Below are 21,493 nucleotides of genomic sequence, written 5' to 3'. Positions count from 1 at the left end.
TCCTTGCATTTCTTCCCTTAAGAGACAGCACTGCTCTTGAGAGAATTTTTATTTTTCCTGATCTCAAAAATAGCAAATAAATTTCTTATTGCAAAATTTATTTTCATTTTAATAATGTTTATTTTGTAAAAAACACCAGTACATTTCCACCATAAAACATAGTTTATTGTATTTTAATAACTATTTAAATTAAAAATGAGTAACAACAATAATTAAAGATAATTTAAAAATTTTGTTTTGCGAAATAATATTCCGTAAAAAATTAATTTATAGTATTGTGATGAGATTGCTTAAACATCCAAGGACGATTTATGGATAACCCGAAATACACTGGTCTTGAATTTTTAACGGCTTTAAAAAATGGAGAGGTGTCTGCTTCTCCTATGGCTCACACACTTCCTATGGAACTCATTGAGGTTTCAAAAGGAAAAGCAACCTATAAAGTGATGCCTGGACAGGAACATCGAAATATACAAGGCGGTGTGCATGGCGGTTTTTGTGCAACAGCTCTGGATACCGTTACAGGCAGCGCAGCGCATACCTTATTGGAACATGGGGTTGGTTATGGCACCATCGACCTAAATGTAAAAATGATTCGTCCCATGCAAGTTGATACTCCTTATTATGCACAAGCTGAATTGATTAATGCTGGACGGAATATCATTACCACAGAAGGCAAAATCGTAGATGAGAGCGGCAAGGTCTATGCTTTTGCTTCTGCAACCTTAATGATCATTCGCAAAACATAGCAAGAGGAATATCAAACTCCTCTTTATAGTGCTTTTTTCTGCGCCTCTGCGTTATTCATTGCATGAAAATCTAGGCGATCAATCATAAAACTGATGATTGCCATCATTATTCCAAGTATCACACATGCCATCCACCCCCAATGTTTCCATGCATATACGGCAATAAAGGAACCTAGAGCCGCTCCGCCAAAATACAATGTCATATAAATCGAATTAATACGAGAACGCGCTTCCGCCGAAATTCGATAGACTAGATTTTGATTTAAAACATGCAATGCCGATAAGCCAAAATAAGCGAGAATAACGCCTATGGCATAGGCAAATAACGAGTGCTGAGCAAAACACAGCGGTATCCAGGCAATCATCAGTAACCACATACAGATCAGCGCAACCTTATTTTCCCCACCAGCTGCGATTTGTCGACCTGCCCAAGGCGTTGCAAAAACACCTGCCAAACCCACGATTCCAAATAAACCAATCTGGAAATCGTTAAAGTGATAAGGTTCATTCGCCAAAATAAAAGTCATCGTGGTAAAAATCAGTGCCAAAATACCAAAGCCAATACCGCCCGCCAAACCACGGCGCAGTAAATGTGGTTGATGAACTGCCAGAGAAAATAAAGAACGATAAATTTGTAGAATCGTTAATTGATGCGATTTTCGGGCATCAGGTAACTTAAACCACATCACCACGGCAAATACTAAAATCAGCAGACCACTCAACAAATAGACTGCATGCCACGACCAGATTGTGGATAACAAGCCTGCAATCGATCTTGCCAACAAAATTCCAAGAAATAACCCGCTCATGAGCGTACCCACAATTTGTGGACTTTTTTCAGGACTTGCCAATCCTGCAGCAAAAGGAACCAAGACTTGTGTTGCAATTGAAAAAAAAGTTGCTAAAAAAGTAAAACCATACAGTATGGGTAGAGACTGACTCAGTGATAAGCCTACTTGGGCAAAGCCAGTACAGCACATCAACAAACAGATATATCGCCGCTTTTCAAAAAAGTCACCTAATGGAACCAAAATAAAAAGACCAACTGCATAAGACAGTTGGCCAATGACAATGGTTAAAGCAACCTGCTCCGCATTCACCTGTAATGCATCTGCTATTGAATAAATCAACGGCTGGTTATAATAGTTTGACCCTGCACAAATACCACATGTCATTGCCATGATAAAGATAAAACTTTTTGACAGGAGATGTGCTGTATCAGGACGAGCTATTTTATCCATGTTCCATTGCCTTATTGTTAAAACTTATACATCGACACGAAGTTCAAACGCGATACATCCGCCGTTCTGCCATCAAATACCTCTCGTTTTCCTTGATGATATTCCATACCAATATCGATTTGCTCCGCAGGTGAATAGAAGACATTGACGGCGTAATCGGTTAAGCGTTTGTTGGCATCCTGATTTAGCTTGGCATATTCAGTGTTATCATCATATTCAAATAGCGAAGCTGATACATTGGCACGCCATTGATCATTGAATTTATACGAATAACCGAGATTAAAACTATTCAGCTTATTCATGAGTAAATCGGTTTTATCCTGATCTAAAGAGAAATCCCCCGCTGCATTCAGTGCCGTAGCATTCGCTAATCCACTTTGGGTGGTATAAGGCATGAACTTCTGATCACCTACAATATATTGATAGTTCGCCTGAACAGATTGTTGTGGATCAAGTTGATATTTGAGACCCGCACCCGCACCCCAACTCACTTTTTTAACCGTATCTTTTGCCACATCCACAGATTTCTCATTCACAAAGCCTTGAGCTAATGCCATTAACGGTCCTTGCTTGAAGGTATATCGACCAGTCAATGTTGGAAAAGCTGAAACACGTGACCCCGTATATTCAAATGCCACTTTCAAATCATGATTCTGATCAATTTTCCAGTCATAACGAACTTGAGGGGTACGTGTATACGACGTACCAATAAACTGAGTGTAATCGACCGATTCCGTTCGGGTTTCCATATTAGACATCAGTGACCAAGTTTGACCAAAGGTCCAGTCTTTATAGGTAAAATAAGCATGTCGAATACGGAACTTACCATCACCAGTCCCCATATTGGAACTATCAAAGAAATCAGCCTCCACATTTCCTTTAATCGCCTTGTCTGGACTGTTGAAATAGACGCCGATTCGGCTGGCATTTATGCTTGCATCCGAACGGGAATGGTTTGAGCGTTGCGCACTTTCAAATGGAGTCCGATAGATACTGCTGGTGGTTCTGCCACCTGAATCTGGAGAAGACTTAAAATCAACTGCTGCATCCAGTCGGGCAATTCCATAGACTTTAACATTATCCGTCCATGTCACCCATGAAGGCGCGATCGGCTTAGCCGTCTCGGGAATAATATTTTTTCCTACGTTTTCTTCAATTTTTGCCTGTTTAACCTGCAAGCTATTTTGAGTGAGCTTTTGTGCTTCAAGCTCTGCCTTTAATTTTTGTAATTCGGTTTCTAACAAATTAATTCTTTGTTCTGTCGTTATTGGCGAATTGGCAAAAATAGTCCCTGAAGCCACAGCGCAAGCTGTAGCTAAAATTAATTTTTTCATCTTTTAATCCTTTAAGAAGCTTTTTTCCGTGGGGTTAAGGTTGAGCAACTCTCGCGTCAATCAATGGACAAGCTGTTAGCGCCTGTAATTCATCAAAACTTAAACCCGATACCATTTCCTTGACATAGGCGTTCTGATCTTTGAGCTCAATAATGCATAAATCAGTATAAATACGGTCTACGCACTGTTCTCCTGTCATTGGATATGTGAGTACATCAACAATTTTTGCCTCACCATTTTTAGTCACGTGTTCCATATAGACATATATACTTTTTGCACCCACAGCTAGATCCATTGCACCACCTACCGCAGGGATATCATCAGCTTTCCCAGTGTGCCAGTTCGCTAAATCTCCATTGACAGCCACCTGAAAAGCACCAATCACACAAATATCCAAATGCCCGCCGCGCATAATGTCAAACGAGTCACCATGATGCATAAAGCATCCGCCATCCAATAAGGTTACTAACTCCTTACCAGCATTGACCAAATCCTCATCTTCTTGCCCTGGTTGTGGTGGGGGCCCAAAAGCCAGAACGCCATTTTCAGAATGTAAAAAGATTTCTTTATCCTTAGGCAAGTACTTGGCCACATTGGTCGGCAAACCAATGCCCAAATTGACATATGAACCTTCAGGAATATCCTGCGCAATCAACATGGCAATCTCTTCACGCGAGCGTTTTTGAACTGACATTAGATATCTCCTAATTTCACAACATGTTGCACAAAGATTCCTGGTGTAATAATGCATTCAGGATCAAGTGTTCCAATCTCAACCGTATCGTTGACCTGAACAATTGTGGTTTTTGCAGCTTTGGCCATAATTGGACCAAAGTTTCGTGCGGCTTTGCGATAGGTTAAATTGCCCCAACGATCAGCTTTATCGGCATAGATCAATGCGAAATCAGCATCAATCGGATATTCAAGTACATAGTTTTTACCATTAATGGTTCGGGTTTCTTTGCCTTCAGCAATTTTGGTTCCGTAACCTGTCGGCGTAAAAACTGCACCCAATCCTGCACCAGCAGCCTGAATACGGCATGCCAGATTACCTTGAGGTACCAGTTCTAGCTCGATTTTTCCAGCGCGGTATAAATCCTGAAATACAGTTGAACCTGCTGACTTTGGAAATGAACTGATCATCTTCTTGACACAACCAGCAATAATCAACTTGGTCAAACCCCGATCACCTGAAGCCGCATTGTTATTCACAATGGTCAGCTCTTTTTTCCCCAGATCAATTAAGGCTTCGATTAATTCAGCTGGCTGGCCTGTAACACCAAAACCACTGGTCATGATGGTGGCGCCATCAGGAATCGCCTTTAAAATCGGTTCAATATTGCTGGTGATTTTATTTATCATCTCACTTATCCCTTTTCATCCTTAAATTGAATTGACAGATCAAACCGTCACTCTGCTTTTTGCGGGTTAAATAACCGGTCTTTAATAAATAGCAATGGAATTAAACCGCAGATAAAATAAGCACCCGCCATCACTAATAGCCCTAAACCAATCGAACCGTTTTGTGATAGATAACCAATGGTTAATGGAGAGAAAATAGAAAGTACTTTGCCAATGTTATAAGCACCGCCCACTGCCGAACCGCGAATGGAAGTTGGAAAGCTTTCCGTCATATAAGTGGCGTTGATTGCGTATGGAATACCGTAAAGAAAACCGAAGAACAGCATCATCCATAAAATATTGGTTGGTGTATTTAAATAAACAATAACTGGAATAAATAAAGCAGTCCCAATGGTTCCAAAAGCAAATACAGCACGGCGTCCTAACTTATCCGCAATAATCCCTGCAATCACTTTGGCAAACATCATAATTAAGAAAGTACCGACCATATACATGGCCATTTCTTTAAACTTGATGCCTAAATCAGACTCTAAATAAGCAGGTAACCAGTTACTGACACCGTAATAGCCAAACTGTAAAGCACCTGTACTTAAAATCCATAGCACAAACATGGTGCCATGCTTTTTATCTTTTAATATCTCAAGATAAGGATTTTGACGTTTAACAGGTTGAGCTGTTTGGGTAATTTCTAAAGCTTTTAATTGACGTGCTTTTTTCCACGATTCAGGCTCTGGCACCATATAATGCATCAGTAAAGATAAAACAATCGGTGTAATTGCAATCCAGTACAGGAAACGCCAACCATGTTCAGGGATAATATGACCAGCCAATAAAGTGGCCAGTAAAGATCCCAGTGTGTAGCCAGTCATCAAGGTTGCCAATACCGTGGAACGATGTCTGGTCGGCACCATTTCTGACATCAAAATATTACAGGCAATATAAAGTGCCCCTAACCCCATTGCGCCTACAGTTCTTAAAAGTGCAAATTGCAGATAAGAATGGGTGAAGCCCAGCGCACAAGTCAGCACTGAAGAGAAAGCAATAAAGAATACAATGATGCGTACTCGACCAAAGCGGTCACAAGCCCAGCCGCCAATTAATCCACCAATCGCTGATCCCAAAAGTGTTAAGCTGCCTAAGGTACCCGCCTGTACACCCGTTAAATGAAACTCTGTTTTTAAACTTGTTAGGCTTAATGCCAAAAATCCCAGGTCAGCCCCATCACATAACAAGGTAAAAAATGCAAATATAAATGCCGTAATCCAAATCTTTTTAGGCGTTTGGATCGCTTCCCCGCGATCCACTTCTTGTGTAGCTGCTTCTGTCGTCATGTCCATATCCTCAGCAAGAATATGAGGCATCCCCTGCCTCATGGCACTTGATTTTTATTAGTTTGTCACTTCCCGAATCATATTTTTAGCAATGATCAATTGTTGAACCTGAGTAGTTCCTTCATATAAACGGAACAGGCGGACATCGCGGTAAAAACGTTCGATGGCATATTCGCCGATATAACCCGCACCGCCATGAATTTGCACACAACGATCTGCGACCCGACCACACATTTCAGTAGCAAACATTTTTGCACATGACGCTTCTGTACTAATATTTTCACCATGATCACGGCGGCGGGCTGCATCAAGCACCATACATTTGGCCGCATAAATCTCTGCCTTGGAATCAGCTAACATGGCTTGAATGAGTTGAAAATGGGCAATCGGTTGACCAAATTGCTTGCGCTCAATCGCATAAAGCAATGCATCGTTCAACATCCGTTCTGCAACGCCAACACTATATGCACCGATATGCAGACGGCCTTTATCCAGAACTTTCATGGCTGTTTTAAAACCAACACCTTCTACACCACCAATCAATGCAGATGTAGGAACTCGGCAATTTTCAAAAATCACATCACAGGTATGAGAGCCTTTTTGTCCCATTTTCTGATCGATTTTGCCGAGACTAATCCCAGGTGTATTGGCTTCGACTAAAAAAGCAGAGATACCACCTGCACCTTTTATTTCAGGATTGGTACGTGCCATAACTGTAAAAGTTGCAGCATGAGGGGCATTGGTAATAAAGCGTTTGGTGCCATTTAGAATATAAAAGTCACCTTCTTTGACTGCACTGGTTTTTAAAGAAGCAGCATCCGAGCCAGCTTCAGGTTCGGTCAAACAGAATGAACCAATAATTTCACCACTAGCGTAACGTGGAAGATATTTGTTTTTTTGTTCTTCAGTACCGTCAATGAGAATCGCACTTGAACCAATCCCATTATTGGTGCCAATCAAAGAGCGGAATGCAGGCGAAGTCTGTCCAAGTTCAAATGCAACATTGACCTCTTCTTCCATGGTAATGCCTAAACCACCATATTGTTCTGGAATTGTGAGTCCGAATAAACCAAGTTCACGCATTTGACGCACAATATCATCAGGAATCTTGTCCTGCTCAGCAACTTCATGCTCTCGTGGAATCAACTCATTTTTTACAAAGTCGCGAATTGTACTAAGCAACTGCTGCAACATCCCTTCGTCACGGATCATCTGTGATCTCCCTTTTTATCTACGTTCATCGTATTCCTCAGCCGCTTCCAGCTTGGATCTGGATACGATGTTTTAAATCTTGTTTACTGTGGATGTGTTTCATAGTACGAGAATAAAAACACAAATTTCAAGTTTTTTTGAAAATTAATTTCGTTAAACGAAATTTTAAAAACCATCAATATTAAATATCAAATACTTAGCTAATAAATCTATTTTTAACCGTGTAATACTCACAAAAATCGCTTGAAATAAATTTCAAAATAAGCATGATTAAAAGAATAAAGTTTTGATCTGCGAAACAAGGAATTCAAAAATGAGCAAAACAATAGGGACTAGTTTCATAGAAGTGGACTGTTCCAACCCTAAAGTAGCCATTGTCAAAATTAATCGTCCTGAAGCCAAAAATGCATTAAATACAGAAGTTCGCAAGCAACTGGCTCAGGCTTTCACAGCATTAAGTTTTAATGATGAAGTTAATGCCATTGTGCTCACTGGTGGTGAAGAGGTTTTTGCCGCAGGTGCCGACTTAAAAGAAATGGCAACAGCTACCTCTACAGAAATGCTACTTCGCCATACAGAGCGCTATTGGAATGCGATTGCTCAGTGTCCAAAACCCGTTATTGCAGCTGTGAATGGTTATGCACTGGGTGGTGGATGTGAACTGGCAATGCATGCCGATATTATTATTGCAGGTAAAAGCGCAACCTTTGGTCAACCAGAAATTAAAGTCGGGTTAATGCCGGGTGCTGGTGGTACACAACGTTTGTTCCGTGCTGTGGGGAAATTTCATGCCATGCGTATGATCATGACAGGTGCCATGGTGAAAGCCGAAGAAGCTTATATCATCGGTCTTGTTTCACAAGTCACAGAAGACGACCAAACCATTGCAACGGCAATTCAAATGGCACAAAGTCTCGCCAAAATGCCTCCTATTGCCCTGCAACAAATTAAAGAAGTTGCCTTGATGAGTGAAGATATTCCATTAAATGCAGGTTTGGCATTAGAGCGAAAATCCTTTCAGCTGTTATTTTCTACAGAAGATAAAAACGAAGGTGTTCAAGCTTTTATTGAAAAGCGGAAGCCTGAATATCAAGGTAAATAATTTAAAAAGATAATAACAAAGGAATGGAAATGGCCAGAAAAGTATTGATTAGTGCAGGTGGTTCAGGGATTGGACGATGCATTGCCGAGGCATTTTTAAACAATCATGATGAAGTTTTTGTTTGTGATATTAGTGCTAAAAGCCTAGAACAGTTTCAACAAGATTATCCAAAGCTGCATATACATACGTGTGATTTGGCTGATCATGAGCAAATTAAACTCATGTTTAATGAAGCAGTTCAGAAACTTGATGGTATTGATATTTTAGTCAATAACACGGGCATCTCAGGTCCTACGGTTGCAGCAGATGAATTGAGTTTTGAGGATTGGAATAAGGTCATTAACCTGAATCTGAACAGTACTTTTTTAGTGACTCAACTCGCAATCCCATCCCTGAAACTGTCTAAGGCAGGCGTAATTATCAATATGTCATCGATTGCTGGACGTTTAGGCTATCCGTATCGTTTGGCTTATTCAACGTCAAAATGGGGGTTGATCGGTTTTACTAAAACCCTGTCCATGGAACTCGGGGCAGACAATATCCGAGTCAATGCCATTCTTCCCGGTGCCGTGGCTGGAGACCGAGTGCAACGGGTATTACAAGCGCGTGCTGACATTGCGCACTGCTCTCTCGAACAAGTCACTCAAAATGCACTCAAAAATCAGTCACTCAAACACTTTGTAGACCCAAAACATATTGCAGATTTATGTTTGTTTTTGGCTTCAGATAGCGGGCAATCCATTTCAGGTCAAATTCTCCCCATCGATGGTGATAAACAATGCTTGAGCTAATTCACCTAACCCTATTTTTCCATTTAATTTCAAATTTAGATTAATCATCAGGATGATCAACATGACTTATGATATTAAAAGCATGGCTGTGATTGGTGTCGGTATTATGGGTAGTGGTATTGCTCAGATTGCAGCACAATCGGGCCATACCACTTATTTATACGATGCTAAAGCAGGTGCCGCAGAACAGGCGAAAGCGCAACTTGCCGCTACATTTCAAAAGTTGGTCGAAAAAAATAAAATTACCCCTGAGCAAGCAGCTACAGCAAATAGTCATTTAATCGTTGCTCAGCAAATTGAAGATTTAAAAAATTGTGATCTGATTGTAGAGGCAATTGTTGAACGTCTGGATATCAAGCAAAGTTTGATGCAACAGCTTGAAGAGGTTGTTTCAGACAATACCATTTTAGCTTCAAATACCTCTTCTCTTTCGATCACAGCAATTGCGGCAAACTGCAAGAAGCCTGAACGTGTGGTCGGTTATCATTTCTTTAATCCCGTTCCACTGATGAAAGTAGTTGAAGTCATTCGAGGTTTAAAAACTGATCCACTTATTATTGAAGTATTGAATACACTTTCTCGTGCATTCGGTCATCGTCCCGTGGTTGCGAAAGATACCCCGGGATTTATTATTAACCATGCTGGTCGGGCATATGGTACTGAAGCATTAAAAATTTTAAATGAAAATGTCTGTGACATCAGTGAAATTGACCGTATTTTGCGTGATGGCGTCGGTTTCAGAATGGGTCCTTTTGAATTAATGGATTTGACAGGGTTAGATGTATCCCACCCTGTGATGGAATCTATTTATCATCAATATTATGAAGAAGCCCGCTATAAACCCAATCCATTAACCAAACAAATGCTTGAAGCCAAACAACTTGGACGCAAAGTAAAACAAGGCTTTTATAACTATGAGACGGGTTCAAAAACTGGTGAAACAGCTGCTCAATTTGTAGACCGTTTAAATGAATATCCAGCCATCTGGATTGCAGCTGATTTCCCTGAAGATAGAAAACAGCTCGAAGATTATTTAACTCAGCAAAATATTGCCTTAGACACTCATCCTGAACCACAAATTGATAGCTTATGTTTACTCGCTTGTTATGGTGAAGATACCACCCAAGCGGCTGCACGTTTTAGTGTTCATCCTGAACAAGCGATTGCGATAGATATGCTTTATGGCATTGGCAAACATCGAACCTTAATGCCTTCACTCATTACTAAACCTGAATACAGACATGCTGCTCACTCTATTTTCAATCTAGATGGAAATCTGGTGAGTATGATTAATGAAAGTATCGGCTTTGTCGCACAACGGGTATTAGCCATGGTGATTAATTTAGGCTGTGATATTGCTCAACAAAATATTGCCACTGTAGATGACATCAATGCCGCTGTCCGCTTAGGTCTGGGTTATCCATTTGGCCCAATTGAATGGGGCGATCATGTCGGTAGCCAAAAAATATTACTCATCCTCAATCGCATATCAACACTTACTTATGATCCACGTTATCGTCCAAGTCCGTGGTTACAACGTCGTGTCGCTTTAAATTTACCACTTACTTTTAATTCTGAATTTTGAAAAGGAACTTCTCAATGTTAAATGCCTATATTTATGATGGATTACGTAGCCCAATTGGACGCCATGCAGGTGAACTTGCCTCCATTCGTCCCGATGATCTTGCCGCAACAGTGATTCAAAAACTGCTTGAAAAGACAGGGGTTCCAGGTGCAGATATCGAAGATGTGATTTTGGGTGATACCAACCAAGCGGGTGAAGATAGCCGTAATGTTGCACGTAATGCGCTGCTACTTGCAGGTTTACCTGTCACTGTACCAGGTCAGACCGTAAACCGCCTATGTGCTAGTGGTTTAGGTGCTGTGATTGACTCTGCCCGTGCCATCACCTGTGGTGAAGGTGATTTGTATATCGCAGGTGGTGTAGAAAGTATGTCACGTGCACCTTTTGTTATCGGTAAAGCAGAAAGTGCTTATAGTCGTGATGCAAAGATTTATGACACCACAATTGGTTCTCGTTTTCCAAATAAAAAAATTATTGCTCAATACGGCGGTCATTCAATGCCTGAAACGGGTGATAACGTTGCAGCAGATTTTGGCATTAGCCGCGAGCAAGCCGATTTATTTGCAGCTCAATCTCAAGCCAAATATCAAAAAGCCAAGGAGGATGGTTTCTTTGCTGGTGAAATCACCACGATTGAAGTATTTCAAGGCAAAAAACTACCTCCTAAAATCGTTTCCGAAGATGAACACCCTCGCCCAAGCTCAACTGTTGAAGCACTCACTAAGTTAAAACCGCTATTTGAAGGTGGCGTGGTCACTGCTGGTAATGCCTCAGGTATTAATGATGGTGCAGCGGCTCTCTTAATTGGTTCAGAAGCAGCAGGTCAAAAATATGGCCTAAAACCAATGGCAAAAATCTTGTCAGCGGCAGCAGCAGGGATTGAACCACGTATTATGGGTGCTGGTCCTATCGAAGCGATTAAAAAAGCAGTTGCGCGTGCCGGTCTTACTTTAGATGACATGGATATTATCGAAATTAATGAAGCCTTTGCTTCACAGGTTTTATCTTGTCTAAAAGGCTTAGATGTGGATTTTAATGATCCACGTGTGAATCCGAACGGTGGCGCAATTGCAATCGGACATCCATTGGGTGCTTCTGGTGCCCGCTTGGCGTTGACAGTTGCACGTGAGTTGATCCGTCGCAATAAAAAATATGCTGTTGTCAGTTTATGTATTGGTGTAGGTCAAGGCTTGGCAATGGTCATTGAAAACGTTTCATAAGCCCCAGACTCGAAATCCATTCATCATAACAACACAGTGATGAATGGATTTATTTTGCAGAGCGAAATATAATGGCAAGCTATTGCTTTATTATATTTGAGGATCGAATGTCTCAGAATTCAGAAACTGAAAAACCAATAAATTTTGATGAGATACGCTTAGATCCTATTTCGCATATACATCGGGAAAATAATCCACAATTTATTGCTTCTTTAGCACGTGGATTAGAGCTATTACGTTGTTTTTCTGCCAATAACCAAGTATTGGGTAATCAAGAATTAGCAAAAATGACAGGGTTGCCCAAACCCACTATTGCCCGGATTACCAATACATTAGTGTCATTAGGCTATTTGAAACAGTTGCCGAACTCAACCAAATACACATTGGATATTGGTGTTTTATCCCTAGGTTATGCAGCATTATCTAATATCTCAATCCGTAATATTGCACATCAATATATGGAAGAAATGAGTCAGTATGTTCAAGCACCTGTAGCAATGGCAACACGTGACCGCTTGAATATGGTGTATATCGATGTCGTCCAAACAGAAACTGCATTGAATATGCGCCGCCCGATTGGCTCAACCTTACCTTTGCATAGTAGTTCTATGGGACGAGCTTGTTTAGCAGCAACTCCTGAGCGTGAACGTAATTTTTTACTTGATGCACTGAAGCAAAAGACCCCAGAAAACTGGCCTGCGATAAAACGCTCTCTAGAACGTGCTTTCCGCGATTATCAGGATTATGGATATTGCCTATCTTTAGGAGAATGGCATAAAGAAGTGAACTCAGTTGCAGTCCCTTTAGTCAGTTCTAAACATGGCCTTTATGTGTTTAACTGCGGTGCACCAAGTTTTCATTTAAACCCGGAAAAACTCGAAGGTGAAATTGGACCACGTTTAATCCATATGGTGCATAACATTCAAGATGCATTGAATGAAACACACTAACAACCCTTTTAAGCCTTAGCAGCAAAGGGTTCAGGACTAAAACTCCATTTTCATTGTGAAATGATACATGATGAAAAACGTACTCTATACCCCAACCATTATTTTAATGGCAATTGCGGCAGGCATCTGTACTGGTGGAAATTATTTCAGCCAACCGCTGATTCATTCTATCAGCCTGAGTTTAAACTTGGCAGAAACCACCATCGCATGGGTGCCAACTTTGGCGCAAATTACCTATGCGTGTGGTTTGCTTTTTTTAATGCCTTTAGGCGATATCATTGAAAAGCGTAAGTTACTCTTTATCTTCATGCTACTCGCCTCATCGGGCCTGCTTATTAGTGGCTTTTCGCATAATATTTATCTTTTACTACTTGGCACCATCATTACTGGCCTATTTTCTAGTTCAGCCCAACTTTTGTTACCCCTTGCTGCAAGTTTGGTTCCCATTCAACAAAGTGGTCGTGTTGTTGGTTTTTTACTGAGCGGACTGATGATGGGGGTTTTACTTGCCCGTTCGCTTTCTGGACTGATGTCAACGTTGTTTGCATGGAATGTCATCTATGTGATTAGCGGATTTTTATTATTCGTTATTGCCATTATTTTGCATCGCAATATTGGTCGTTTTCCACCGACTCAGTCTGATAACTATGTAAAAACTATTCGTTCTTTACCACAGATTTTTATTCAAAATCGGCGTTTAAGAACCAGAACCTACATTGGTGGCTTTACATTTGCCTGTGTCAGCCTCAGCTTTACCACCATGTCCTTATTGTTGGCCCCAGCGCCCTATTTCTTTAGCGATTTTACAATTGGCTTGTTTGGTTTTGTTGGCGTTTTAGGAACTTTCGTTGCTAATTTTTCAGGTAAATTTATTGATCAAGGTTATATCCATAAAATTTCGATTTATTGTGGCCTCGGCCTTATTTTAAGCTGGTTCTTCTTTTCCCTGCTCTCTTATAATTTTATATTCTATATCATTGCCTTGCTGATTCTGTATGCATCATTGTCTGCTGTTCATGTCACCAATCAAAGTATTGTATTTAAGCTCAGCCAAGAATTACGATCTCGTTTTAACGCGATCTATATGACAGGTTACTTTGCTGGCGGCGCATTAGGCACAACAGCGGGAAGCTATGCATGGAAACATTTTGGATGGACTGGTGTGTGTATTCTAGGCTTTATTTTTGCTGTATTGTGCTTGACTTATTGCATTACTGATGCAAAAAAACCAGCATAAATACAATGCTGGTTTTTTTAAATGAAGAACGATCTTAACTAATTTCAGTACGAATATTATTCACCATATGTAAAAGACGTGGTGCAATATCCTCTTCAAGTTTTTCTCGATTCATAATAAAGCTCGGCCCACCACAGTTAAACACCAGTAAACCATGCTGTTCATGAATTAATGGAACAGCAACCGAGTTGACATCTTTATGCCATTCACCAATCGAAAAACAATAGCCAAAATCCTGATAGTCTTTAAAGGCTTTATCTAAATCACGGTTAATCTTGATCCAGTCTTCTTTATGCTTGCTGCGAATCGCATGAAGTAAAAATTCTCGTTCATCTTCAGGCATTGCAGCCAAACAAGCACGCCCCATAGAACTCAAATGAATCGGTAAATAAGTACCGACTTGACGGCGCATGGTCATATTGCCTTTGCCCTGCACCACATCCAGATAAATCATATTCAAGCGATCACGTGTTGCCATCGCAACGGCTGCACCTGCATAGTCAGCCAAATTCTTCATATAGGGATGCGCAATAGAACGAATCGATACATTTGAAAGCATGGAATAGCCAAAAGCCAATACACCCACAGAGAGCTGGAATTTGCTTGAATTGGGGACTTGCTTGATATATCCCAAACGAGACAAAGTATGTGTGAGACGGGTAATCGTTGGCTTCGGCAAACCTGTCATTTGTGCCAATTCCTGATTGCCCAAATGCTGATGTTTTGGAGTGAAGCAGCGTAGCAGCTCTAAACCACGAGCTAAAGCTGTAATAAATTGGCGGTCATTTTCATCTTGCATGTCTTCAATCGGATGTAACAACTCATGCCTTAAAGGCGCTAATAATTTTTCTGTTTGTTCTGCATCTACGGCATCATTCATGATTTTACCAATCTAAATATTTATTTCGCACTGCGAAAATTATAATCTATTTTTTCTATAATAAACAGTTAAAGCTCATCCGTGACTATCTAAGAAACAACGTTAATTACAATCAAAAAAGCAAAGTCAAAATACAGAAGCATTTTGACTTTGATCTATCGTTATCCAATGATTCCTTTCAGCTTTAACTCTTTCAATTTTTCCTGAGAAAGAACCCGGGTTAAAATCGTATCAGTATGCTCGCCCAATAAAGGCGGCGCAGTCCTATACTCAACTGGCGTTCTTGAAAGTTTGATCGGCGATCCAATCACGGTGAGCTTTTCACGTTGCGGATGCGGCATATCAACCAGCATTTTCCTTGCAATCACTTGTGGCTCTTGAAAAGCCTGCTCCAGATTATTGATCACTCCAACAGGAACTTTAGCTGCATAAATTGCAGCAACCCACTTATCTGCTGTCTTTGATAAAAAATGCGCTGATAAAATCCCAATAATTTCATCTCGATACTGAATACGGTCTGCGTTGCGACTAAATCGAGAATCATTCGGTAAATCAGGTAAGCCAATACTTCTGCACAACTGAATAAACTGAGTATCATTGCCACATGCAATGATAAACTCTCGATCAGAAGCTTTAAACACCTGATATGGCACAATATTGGCGTGTGCATTACCATAACGCACAGGGACTTTCCCAGAGGACAGATAGTTCATTCCCTGATTGGCCATAGTGGCAATTTGCACATCAAGCAGCGCCATATCAATATACTGACCTAAACCTGTCGCATGGCGGTTAAGTAAAGCCGCCTGAATAGCAATGGTCGAATAAAGTCCTGTCGCCAGATCAGAAAATGCCACACCTACTTTTTGTGGGCCACCCCCTGCTAAATCATCCTTTTCACCTGTGATGGACATCAGCCCACCCATCCCCTGAATAATAAAATCATAACCAGGCTCTTCTGCACGTGGACCATCTTGTCCAAAACCCGTAATTGAACAATAGACCAGACCAGGATTGATTGCGGACAATGCAGCATAATCCAGCCCATATTTTTTCAGAGAACCAGCCTTATAATTTTCAATGACAACATCCGTATCCTGAATTAAAGCTTTGATCAGTTCCTGTCCTTCAGAAGTGGCAATATCGATTGCAACTGAGAGCTTATTACGATTTGTCGACTGATAGTAAGCCGCTTCTCGCGTGTCAGATCCAGCATTATCCTTCATCCAAGGGGGTCCCCATGATCGGGTATCATCTCCCACCTTTGGTCGTTCCACCTTAATCACTTCCGCACCCAGATCAGCAAGTATCTGCCCACACCACGGTCCAGCCAGTACCCGACTCAAATCAAGTACACGAATTCCATTTAAAGCGCCCATGTTTATCCCACTCACCTGTTCTTAATTTCCTATAGGAAAACTTACCTCACATAAGTTTCGCATAGCGATATATATTTTTAATATACAAACAAGATTTTAAAAAATCAAACCTTAATTTTCTATCAAAAAATATGATTTTTATTCAATAAATATAGATTAATTAAATCAACAGATTAGAAACCATTAAACACAAACAATATATCGCATTGCGAAATTTATTTTCAAAATATATTGTTTTGTGAGATTCCTTTGATTACTATCGCATCAATATTGATGATTTTACGAACATCGTATTTTTGTTTTTAGCTGCTTGTACAAAGGATATGACTATGATTCGAGATCAGGAAACACTGAACCAACTGGTCGATATGATTCGGCAGTTTGTTGAAGGTGTTTTAATTCCTCGTGAGAATGAAGTCGCTGAAACAGATGAAATTCCAAAAGATATTATTGAGCAAATGAAATCGCTTGGCCTGTTTGGATTGACCATTCCAGAACAGTACGATGGTCTTGGGCTGACAATGGAAGAAGAAGTCTATATTGCTTTCGAGCTTGGCCGTACTTCCCCAGCCTTTCGCTCTCTGATCGGCACCAACAATGGGATCGGCTCTAGCGGTCTCATTATTGATGGTACAGAAGCACAAAAATCTTTTTTCCTGCCTCGTTTAGCACGTGGTGAAGTGATTAGCTCTTTTTGCTTAACCGAACCAGACGCTGGTTCAGATGCAGCAGCCTTAAAAACAACGGCAGTGAAAGACGGCGATTTCTATGTCTTAAATGGTACCAAGCGCTTTATTACCAATGCACCCCATGCTGGCGTCTTTACAGTTATGGCGCGAACCAATCCTGATATTAAAGGTGCTGGCGGCATTTCTGCATTTATTGTCGATAGTCAAACTTCGGGGATTTTTCTTGGTAAGCGCGATAAAAAGATGGGGCAAAAAGGTGCACATACCTGTGATGTGATTTTTGAAAACTGTCGCGTTCCCGCTTCGGCATTAATTGGTGGAGTCGAAGGTGTTGGTTTTAAAACTGCCATGAAAGTTCTGGACAAAGGCCGACTCCATATTGCGGCGCTTAGTGTCGGGGCAGCCACACGAATGCTGGATGATGCATTGAGTTACGCCATGGAGCGTAAACAATTTGGTCAACCGATTGCCGAATTTCAACTGATTCAAGCCATGCTCGCTGACTCTAAAGCTGAAATTTATGCGGCCAAATGTATGGTGCTTGACGCTGCGCGATTACGTGACATGAGACAAAACGTCAGTACAGAAGCATCTTGCGCCAAAATGTTTGCCACTGAAATGTGTGGCCGAGTTGCAGATCGCTGCGTACAGATCCATGGCGGCGCAGGCTATATCGGTGAATATGCGATTGAACGCTTTTATCGAGATGTCCGCTTGTTCCGTTTATATGAAGGAACCACGCAAGTTCAACAAATCATTATTGCCCGAAACATGATTCGAGCAGCTTCTTCATGACTCCCAAGCACTTTAAACGACTTAAGGTGCTTTAAATCAAATGTAGGTAATGGATTATGGCTACACACGACGATATATCTCGTTCACCAATACAAACCCATACTTGGAAAATTGCTTTTATTTTTGCATTTCTGGCTTTGTTGGTTGATGGTGCGGATCTTATGCTGCTGTCTTACAGCTTAAACAGTATTAAGGCTGATTTTGGCTTAAACTCAGTTCAGGCAGGTATGCTCGGTAGTTTTACTTTGGCAGGTATGGCCATTGGTGGGATTTTTGGTGGTTGGGCATGTGACAAGTTTGGACGTGTCCGCATTGTGGTTATTTCTATTCTCACCTTTTCGCTGTTAACTTGTGGCTTAGGTTTTACCCAAAGTTTTCTGCAATTCGGAATCCTCAGATTTTTTGCCTCACTTGGCCTTGGTTCACTCTATATCGCCTGTAATACCCTCATGGCGGAATATGTACCAACACGTTATCGCACAACTGTACTCGGAACCTTACAGGCAGGTTGGACCGTCGGATATATTGTGGCGACCCTTCTGGCTGGCTGGATTATTCCAGATCATGGTTGGCGTATGCTGTTTTACGTGGCAATTGTCCCAGTGATTATTGCTGTATTGATGCATATGTTTGTTCCAGAACCAGAAGCATGGCAACAGTCTCGATTAAAACAATACGATGCAACAGCCAATACCGAAAAAACCTCTGCCTTTAAACTGATTTTTCAAGATAAACGCAATCGTAATATGTTTATCTTATGGGCATTAACCGCGGGTTTCCTACAATTTGGTTATTACGGCGTGAATAACTGGATGCCTTCATATCTGGAAAGTGAACTGGGCATGAAGTTCAAGGAAATGACCGCTTATATGGTGGGCACCTATACCGCAATGATTCTCGGTAAAGTTCTGGCAGGCATGATGGCGGATAAATTAGGTCGTCGTTTTACCTATGCTTTTGGCGCGATTGGTACCGCTATTTTCCTGCCACTGATTGTGTTTTATAACACGCCAGACAACATTCTCTTTCTACTGGTAACTTTTGGTTTCTTATACGGTATTCCATACGGTGTAAATGCCACCTATATGACCGAGAGCTTCCCTACAGCGATTCGTGGAACGGCCATTGGTGGGGCTTACAATGTTGGTCGTTTAGGCGCAGCACTTGCCCCTGCAACCATTGGTTTCTTGGCTTCTGGCGGTTCTATTGGTTTAGGTTTTGTGGTGATGGGTGCTGCTTACCTGATTTGTGGCGTGATTCCAGCGCTATTTATCAAGGAAAAACAATATGACCCTCAAAATTCTTAAATAAGATATTCCAGAACATCATAGGGTGGCGTGAAAATGCATGATGACTTGAATGCACTTAAATATTAAATGTATTCATGCAGGAGAATACTCCTCCTACCCAATAACGTTAGAGTGTTTATCATTCTTCGATTCAGCTTTTTAGGTAAACCTAGTCCTCTCGAGGGCTAGGTTTAAAATGAAATCACCAAATATTTAACAACTTAGCTTATTAAATGTCTAATCTTCCCTAAATCAACACTTGCACACTGATTAAACACAGCGAAACGTTGTAATTCTATCTCTAAAGCTTGAATAAAAGCTTCTCGATCCTGCATATTCGGATCTTCTAAATGCAGATGAATCACCTCTAATCTCTTTTCACGGCGATGCACTTTACAATCAATACGGCCTACAAACCGATCTGCATACAACAAGGGCAAACAAAAATAACCATATTGTCTTTTCGCCGCTGGCACATAACATTCAATACGGTAATCAAAGTCAAATAAGCTACTCAAGCGCTCTCGATGAATCACCAAATTATCGAAAGGAGACAATATTTTGAGTTGTGCTTGAATAGCGGGTTCATATTCCAAGACGGCAGTGGCTGCATAAATCGTTTGTCCATTTTCGAGTTTCAGGACCTTTACTAAACCTGCATCGATATATTCATCCAATACAGTACGCATCACCTCACGTAACTCTTTCCCTTTTAAATGCAATAACTGCTTCCATGTAAATACACCGTGTGCGCGTATGTTCATGTTCAATAAATAATGTGCATATTCATGTAATGTAGGTGTACTCAGATCAATCCCTTCTGGCAAACAGCGTTCAGTCAGGTCAAAGATTTTCTCCATTCCGTTACGTTCACAGATCATCAAGTCACCTTGCATAAATAACTGCTCAAGCGCCTTACGACTTGGACCGGCATTCCACCAACCAGCTGGGCCTTCCCGCTTCTCCTTCTGCATATTTCGCAGTTGAATTTTACCTTCTGCCTTGACTCGAGCCAGAATCTCATTCATCAAACGCGGATCACTTTTGAAATAGCGACGTTCACCATTTCGTATTGCATTCATCAAGGGCATGGCATAACGATAATCCCGCATCGGAAGATAAGAGGCTGCGTGTGCCCAATGCTCGAAAATAAGCTGATCTTTAACTAACTGATTTAAGTGATCTAGCTGATAATCTGGTACCCGACTCCATAAAACATGATGATGGGCACGCTCAACTACTGAAATGGTATCTATTTGCACATAACCCAGATGCTCAATCGCGTTCAGCGTTCCAGATTGTCCTTCACCGAATGTGTTATTTTTTTCTAGACCTTGATGGGACAAGGCCAAACCTTTTAATAATGACAGCATAAATTTATCGTTGATCTTATGTTCTCAAACCATACAAATGGTCGTGAAATGATTGAACTTGTCTCGAAGCACATTACCACATTTACCGAATCATTTTCCTTGTAAATAAAAACGTGGTGCCACACCTAAAGAGCGTTTAAAGGCCGCAGTAAATGCACTACTGCTGCTATAACCGAGCTCCATCGCCACGCGGGTAATCGGCTGTCCTAATTCCATACGAGTCAAGGCATTGAGTAAACAGGCCTGTTGCCGCCAATGGCTAAAACTCATGCCTGTCTGTAGCCGAAAAATTCGGGTGAAATTTCGACGGCTCATTCCCACTTGTTCTGCAATCTGATCCAGATCATGATCTAAAGTCGGTGCTTTTAATAATTGCAAACATAATGCGGCCAAGCGTGGCTCTTGTGGTAAAGGCGCATTCAATGGCAATTCAGGCATCAACGCGATTTCGGTGATGATCAATTGCATTAAATAATCATCGCGTTCGCCCAATTCGTATTCGGCAGGTAGATCAACCGCTGTCGAGAGTAATTCATGCAATAACGGCGATACATTGATCACTGCACAATAAATGGGTAAACCTGCTTTGCACGCGACTTCTGGAAGAATATAGGCACTGCGGGTTTTGGTGATACCACCCATATGCACTTCATGATCAATCCCTGCTGGAATCCATAGCGCACGTTTCGGCGGCACCACCCAACTGCCTGTATTGGTTGTTACTGTCAATACCCCTGTTATCGCATACAGACATTGTCCTCTGTTATGGCGATGACTTGCGAGGATGTGTCCATCCTCGTAATCATTGCCCGTTGCCATGACATTGCGAGCCACATCCTGATAATCATTGACCTGAATATTACGCATTAGCTTCGTCTCTCAATATGGCCTGAAATCGACACTATATGTCCCAAATATGATTGTGGGCCGCTTTCAGTTCAGTTTAGGATAAAAACGCTGAAAAACAAACCTTC

Annotated in this window: 19 protein-coding genes; 9 read left to right on the top strand and 10 right to left on the bottom strand. The window is 41.2% G+C overall.

Annotated elements, in window-relative coordinates; all coding sequences use genetic code 11:
• The first annotated feature begins 296 nt into the window (after positions 1-296).
• Entirely contained in the window at positions 297-749 is a 453-nt protein-coding gene (locus tag MMO42_RS08925; RefSeq protein WP_241320285.1) for a PaaI family thioesterase, read from the top strand.
• Between the two features lie 23 nt (positions 750-772).
• Here MMO42_RS08925 and MMO42_RS08920 read toward each other — a convergent pair whose 3' ends face one another.
• The 6 genes from MMO42_RS08920 to MMO42_RS08895 are packed head-to-tail and all read right to left on the bottom strand — an operon-like array spanning position 773 to position 7,229.
• A complete protein-coding gene (locus MMO42_RS08920) occupies positions 773-1,990 on the bottom strand; it encodes an MFS transporter (RefSeq protein ID WP_241320183.1) in 1,218 nt (405 codons plus the stop codon).
• Between the two features lie 17 nt (positions 1,991-2,007).
• Positions 2,008-3,324 carry an outer membrane trimeric porin-like protein DcaP gene (gene dcaP, locus MMO42_RS08915; protein WP_241320181.1) on the bottom strand — a complete coding sequence of 439 codons (1,317 nt, stop codon included), beginning with the start codon at positions 3,322-3,324 and terminating at the stop codon, positions 2,008-2,010.
• A gap of 34 nt (positions 3,325-3,358) precedes the next feature.
• Complete coding sequence (locus MMO42_RS08910; protein ID WP_241320180.1) at positions 3,359-4,018, bottom strand: 3-oxoacid CoA-transferase subunit B; 660 nt, start codon at positions 4,016-4,018, stop codon at positions 3,359-3,361.
• Positions 4,018-4,686, bottom strand: coding sequence for a 3-oxoacid CoA-transferase subunit A (locus MMO42_RS08905; RefSeq protein ID WP_241320177.1), 669 nt, complete (start codon positions 4,684-4,686; stop codon positions 4,018-4,020). The genes MMO42_RS08910 and MMO42_RS08905 overlap by 1 nt, the downstream gene beginning before the upstream one ends.
• Positions 4,687-4,733: 47 nt before the next feature.
• A complete protein-coding gene (locus MMO42_RS08900) occupies positions 4,734-6,017 on the bottom strand; it encodes an MFS transporter (protein ID WP_241320283.1) in 1,284 nt (427 codons plus the stop codon).
• Between the two features lie 57 nt (positions 6,018-6,074).
• Positions 6,075-7,229, bottom strand: coding sequence for an acyl-CoA dehydrogenase family protein (locus MMO42_RS08895; RefSeq protein ID WP_241320175.1), 1,155 nt, complete (start codon positions 7,227-7,229; stop codon positions 6,075-6,077).
• A gap of 313 nt (positions 7,230-7,542) precedes the next feature.
• Here MMO42_RS08895 and MMO42_RS08890 point away from each other — a divergent pair, with 313 nt between their 5' ends.
• The 6 genes from MMO42_RS08890 to MMO42_RS08865 all read left to right on the top strand — a co-directional run bounded on the left by MMO42_RS08890 (position 7,543) and on the right by MMO42_RS08865 (position 14,114).
• The gene (locus MMO42_RS08890; RefSeq protein ID WP_241320174.1) at positions 7,543-8,331 is read left to right on the top strand and encodes an enoyl-CoA hydratase; all 789 of its coding nucleotides are present in this window, start codon (positions 7,543-7,545) and stop codon (positions 8,329-8,331) included.
• A gap of 29 nt (positions 8,332-8,360) precedes the next feature.
• Positions 8,361-9,122, top strand: coding sequence for an SDR family oxidoreductase (locus MMO42_RS08885; protein ID WP_241320172.1), 762 nt, complete (start codon positions 8,361-8,363; stop codon positions 9,120-9,122).
• Between the two features lie 61 nt (positions 9,123-9,183).
• A complete protein-coding gene (locus tag MMO42_RS08880; RefSeq protein ID WP_241320170.1) occupies positions 9,184-10,707 on the top strand; it encodes a 3-hydroxyacyl-CoA dehydrogenase in 1,524 nt (507 codons plus the stop codon).
• Between the two features lie 14 nt (positions 10,708-10,721).
• Complete coding sequence (locus tag MMO42_RS08875; RefSeq protein ID WP_241320169.1) at positions 10,722-11,927, top strand: 3-oxoadipyl-CoA thiolase; 1,206 nt, start codon at positions 10,722-10,724, stop codon at positions 11,925-11,927.
• Between the two features lie 107 nt (positions 11,928-12,034).
• Entirely contained in the window at positions 12,035-12,877 is an 843-nt protein-coding gene (locus MMO42_RS08870) for an IclR family transcriptional regulator (RefSeq protein ID WP_241320167.1), read from the top strand.
• Positions 12,878-12,944: 67 nt separating this feature from the next.
• Positions 12,945-14,114, top strand: coding sequence for an MFS transporter (locus MMO42_RS08865; protein ID WP_241320166.1), 1,170 nt, complete (start codon positions 12,945-12,947; stop codon positions 14,112-14,114).
• 34 nt (positions 14,115-14,148) lie between these two features.
• On the opposite strand, the gene MMO42_RS08860 is transcribed toward MMO42_RS08865, so the two are convergent.
• A complete protein-coding gene (locus MMO42_RS08860) occupies positions 14,149-14,994 on the bottom strand; it encodes an IclR family transcriptional regulator (RefSeq protein WP_241320164.1) in 846 nt (281 codons plus the stop codon).
• Positions 14,995-15,155: 161 nt separating this feature from the next.
• Positions 15,156-16,373, bottom strand: a complete 1,218-nt coding sequence (locus MMO42_RS08855; protein WP_241320163.1) for a CaiB/BaiF CoA-transferase family protein — start codon at positions 16,371-16,373, stop codon at positions 15,156-15,158.
• A 329-nt stretch (positions 16,374-16,702) separates the two neighbouring features.
• Here MMO42_RS08855 and MMO42_RS08850 point away from each other — a divergent pair, with 329 nt between their 5' ends.
• Both MMO42_RS08850 and MMO42_RS08845 read left to right on the top strand, forming a co-directional pair.
• Positions 16,703-17,857, top strand: a complete 1,155-nt coding sequence (locus MMO42_RS08850; RefSeq protein WP_241320162.1) for an acyl-CoA dehydrogenase family protein — start codon at positions 16,703-16,705, stop codon at positions 17,855-17,857.
• 56 nt (positions 17,858-17,913) lie between these two features.
• Positions 17,914-19,164, top strand: coding sequence for an MFS transporter (locus MMO42_RS08845; protein WP_241320161.1), 1,251 nt, complete (start codon positions 17,914-17,916; stop codon positions 19,162-19,164).
• A gap of 203 nt (positions 19,165-19,367) precedes the next feature.
• Here MMO42_RS08845 and MMO42_RS08840 read toward each other — a convergent pair whose 3' ends face one another.
• Together MMO42_RS08840 and MMO42_RS08835 are read right to left on the bottom strand one after the other, a co-directional pair.
• Positions 19,368-20,519 (bottom strand): crosslink repair DNA glycosylase YcaQ family protein, encoded by a 1,152-nt coding sequence (locus MMO42_RS08840; RefSeq protein WP_241320159.1) that lies wholly within the window; start codon positions 20,517-20,519, stop codon positions 19,368-19,370.
• Between the two features lie 90 nt (positions 20,520-20,609).
• Entirely contained in the window at positions 20,610-21,386 is a 777-nt protein-coding gene (locus tag MMO42_RS08835) for a helix-turn-helix transcriptional regulator (protein ID WP_241320158.1), read from the bottom strand.
• Positions 21,387-21,493 lie beyond the last annotated feature (107 nt).

This window comes from Acinetobacter sp. ANC 3882 (genome assembly GCF_022549545.1).
Taxonomy (GTDB): Bacteria; Pseudomonadota; Gammaproteobacteria; order Pseudomonadales; family Moraxellaceae; genus Acinetobacter.
The sequence above is the reverse complement of the archived record's forward strand: the minus strand, read 5'-3'. Positions and strand labels throughout refer to the sequence as shown.

What these genes read in the sequence shown, in the direction of transcription:
- MMO42_RS08890 (WP_241320174.1), top strand. Translation starts at nt 7,543, where the DNA reads ATGAGCAAAACAATAGGGACTAGTTTCATAGAAGTGGACTGTTCCAAC.
- MMO42_RS08905 (WP_241320177.1), bottom strand. Translation starts at nt 4,686, where the DNA reads ATGATAAATAAAATCACCAGCAATATTGAACCGATTTTAAAGGCGATT.
- MMO42_RS08855 (WP_241320163.1), bottom strand. Translation starts at nt 16,373, where the DNA reads ATGGGCGCTTTAAATGGAATTCGTGTACTTGATTTGAGTCGGGTACTG.
- MMO42_RS08900 (WP_241320283.1), bottom strand. Translation starts at nt 6,017, where the DNA reads ATGACGACAGAAGCAGCTACACAAGAAGTGGATCGCGGGGAAGCGATC.
- MMO42_RS08865 (WP_241320166.1), top strand. Translation starts at nt 12,945, where the DNA reads ATGATGAAAAACGTACTCTATACCCCAACCATTATTTTAATGGCAATT.
- MMO42_RS08885 (WP_241320172.1), top strand. Translation starts at nt 8,361, where the DNA reads ATGGCCAGAAAAGTATTGATTAGTGCAGGTGGTTCAGGGATTGGACGA.
- MMO42_RS08850 (WP_241320162.1), top strand. Translation starts at nt 16,703, where the DNA reads ATGATTCGAGATCAGGAAACACTGAACCAACTGGTCGATATGATTCGG.
- MMO42_RS08875 (WP_241320169.1), top strand. Translation starts at nt 10,722, where the DNA reads ATGTTAAATGCCTATATTTATGATGGATTACGTAGCCCAATTGGACGC.
- MMO42_RS08895 (WP_241320175.1), bottom strand. Translation starts at nt 7,229, where the DNA reads ATGATCCGTGACGAAGGGATGTTGCAGCAGTTGCTTAGTACAATTCGC.
- MMO42_RS08920 (WP_241320183.1), bottom strand. Translation starts at nt 1,990, where the DNA reads ATGGATAAAATAGCTCGTCCTGATACAGCACATCTCCTGTCAAAAAGT.
- MMO42_RS08840 (WP_241320159.1), bottom strand. Translation starts at nt 20,519, where the DNA reads ATGCTGTCATTATTAAAAGGTTTGGCCTTGTCCCATCAAGGTCTAGAA.
- dcaP (WP_241320181.1), bottom strand. Translation starts at nt 3,324, where the DNA reads ATGAAAAAATTAATTTTAGCTACAGCTTGCGCTGTGGCTTCAGGGACT.
- MMO42_RS08835 (WP_241320158.1), bottom strand. Translation starts at nt 21,386, where the DNA reads ATGCGTAATATTCAGGTCAATGATTATCAGGATGTGGCTCGCAATGTC.
- MMO42_RS08910 (WP_241320180.1), bottom strand. Translation starts at nt 4,018, where the DNA reads ATGTCAGTTCAAAAACGCTCGCGTGAAGAGATTGCCATGTTGATTGCG.
- MMO42_RS08880 (WP_241320170.1), top strand. Translation starts at nt 9,184, where the DNA reads ATGACTTATGATATTAAAAGCATGGCTGTGATTGGTGTCGGTATTATG.
- MMO42_RS08845 (WP_241320161.1), top strand. Translation starts at nt 17,914, where the DNA reads ATGGCTACACACGACGATATATCTCGTTCACCAATACAAACCCATACT.
- MMO42_RS08860 (WP_241320164.1), bottom strand. Translation starts at nt 14,994, where the DNA reads ATGAATGATGCCGTAGATGCAGAACAAACAGAAAAATTATTAGCGCCT.
- MMO42_RS08870 (WP_241320167.1), top strand. Translation starts at nt 12,035, where the DNA reads ATGTCTCAGAATTCAGAAACTGAAAAACCAATAAATTTTGATGAGATA.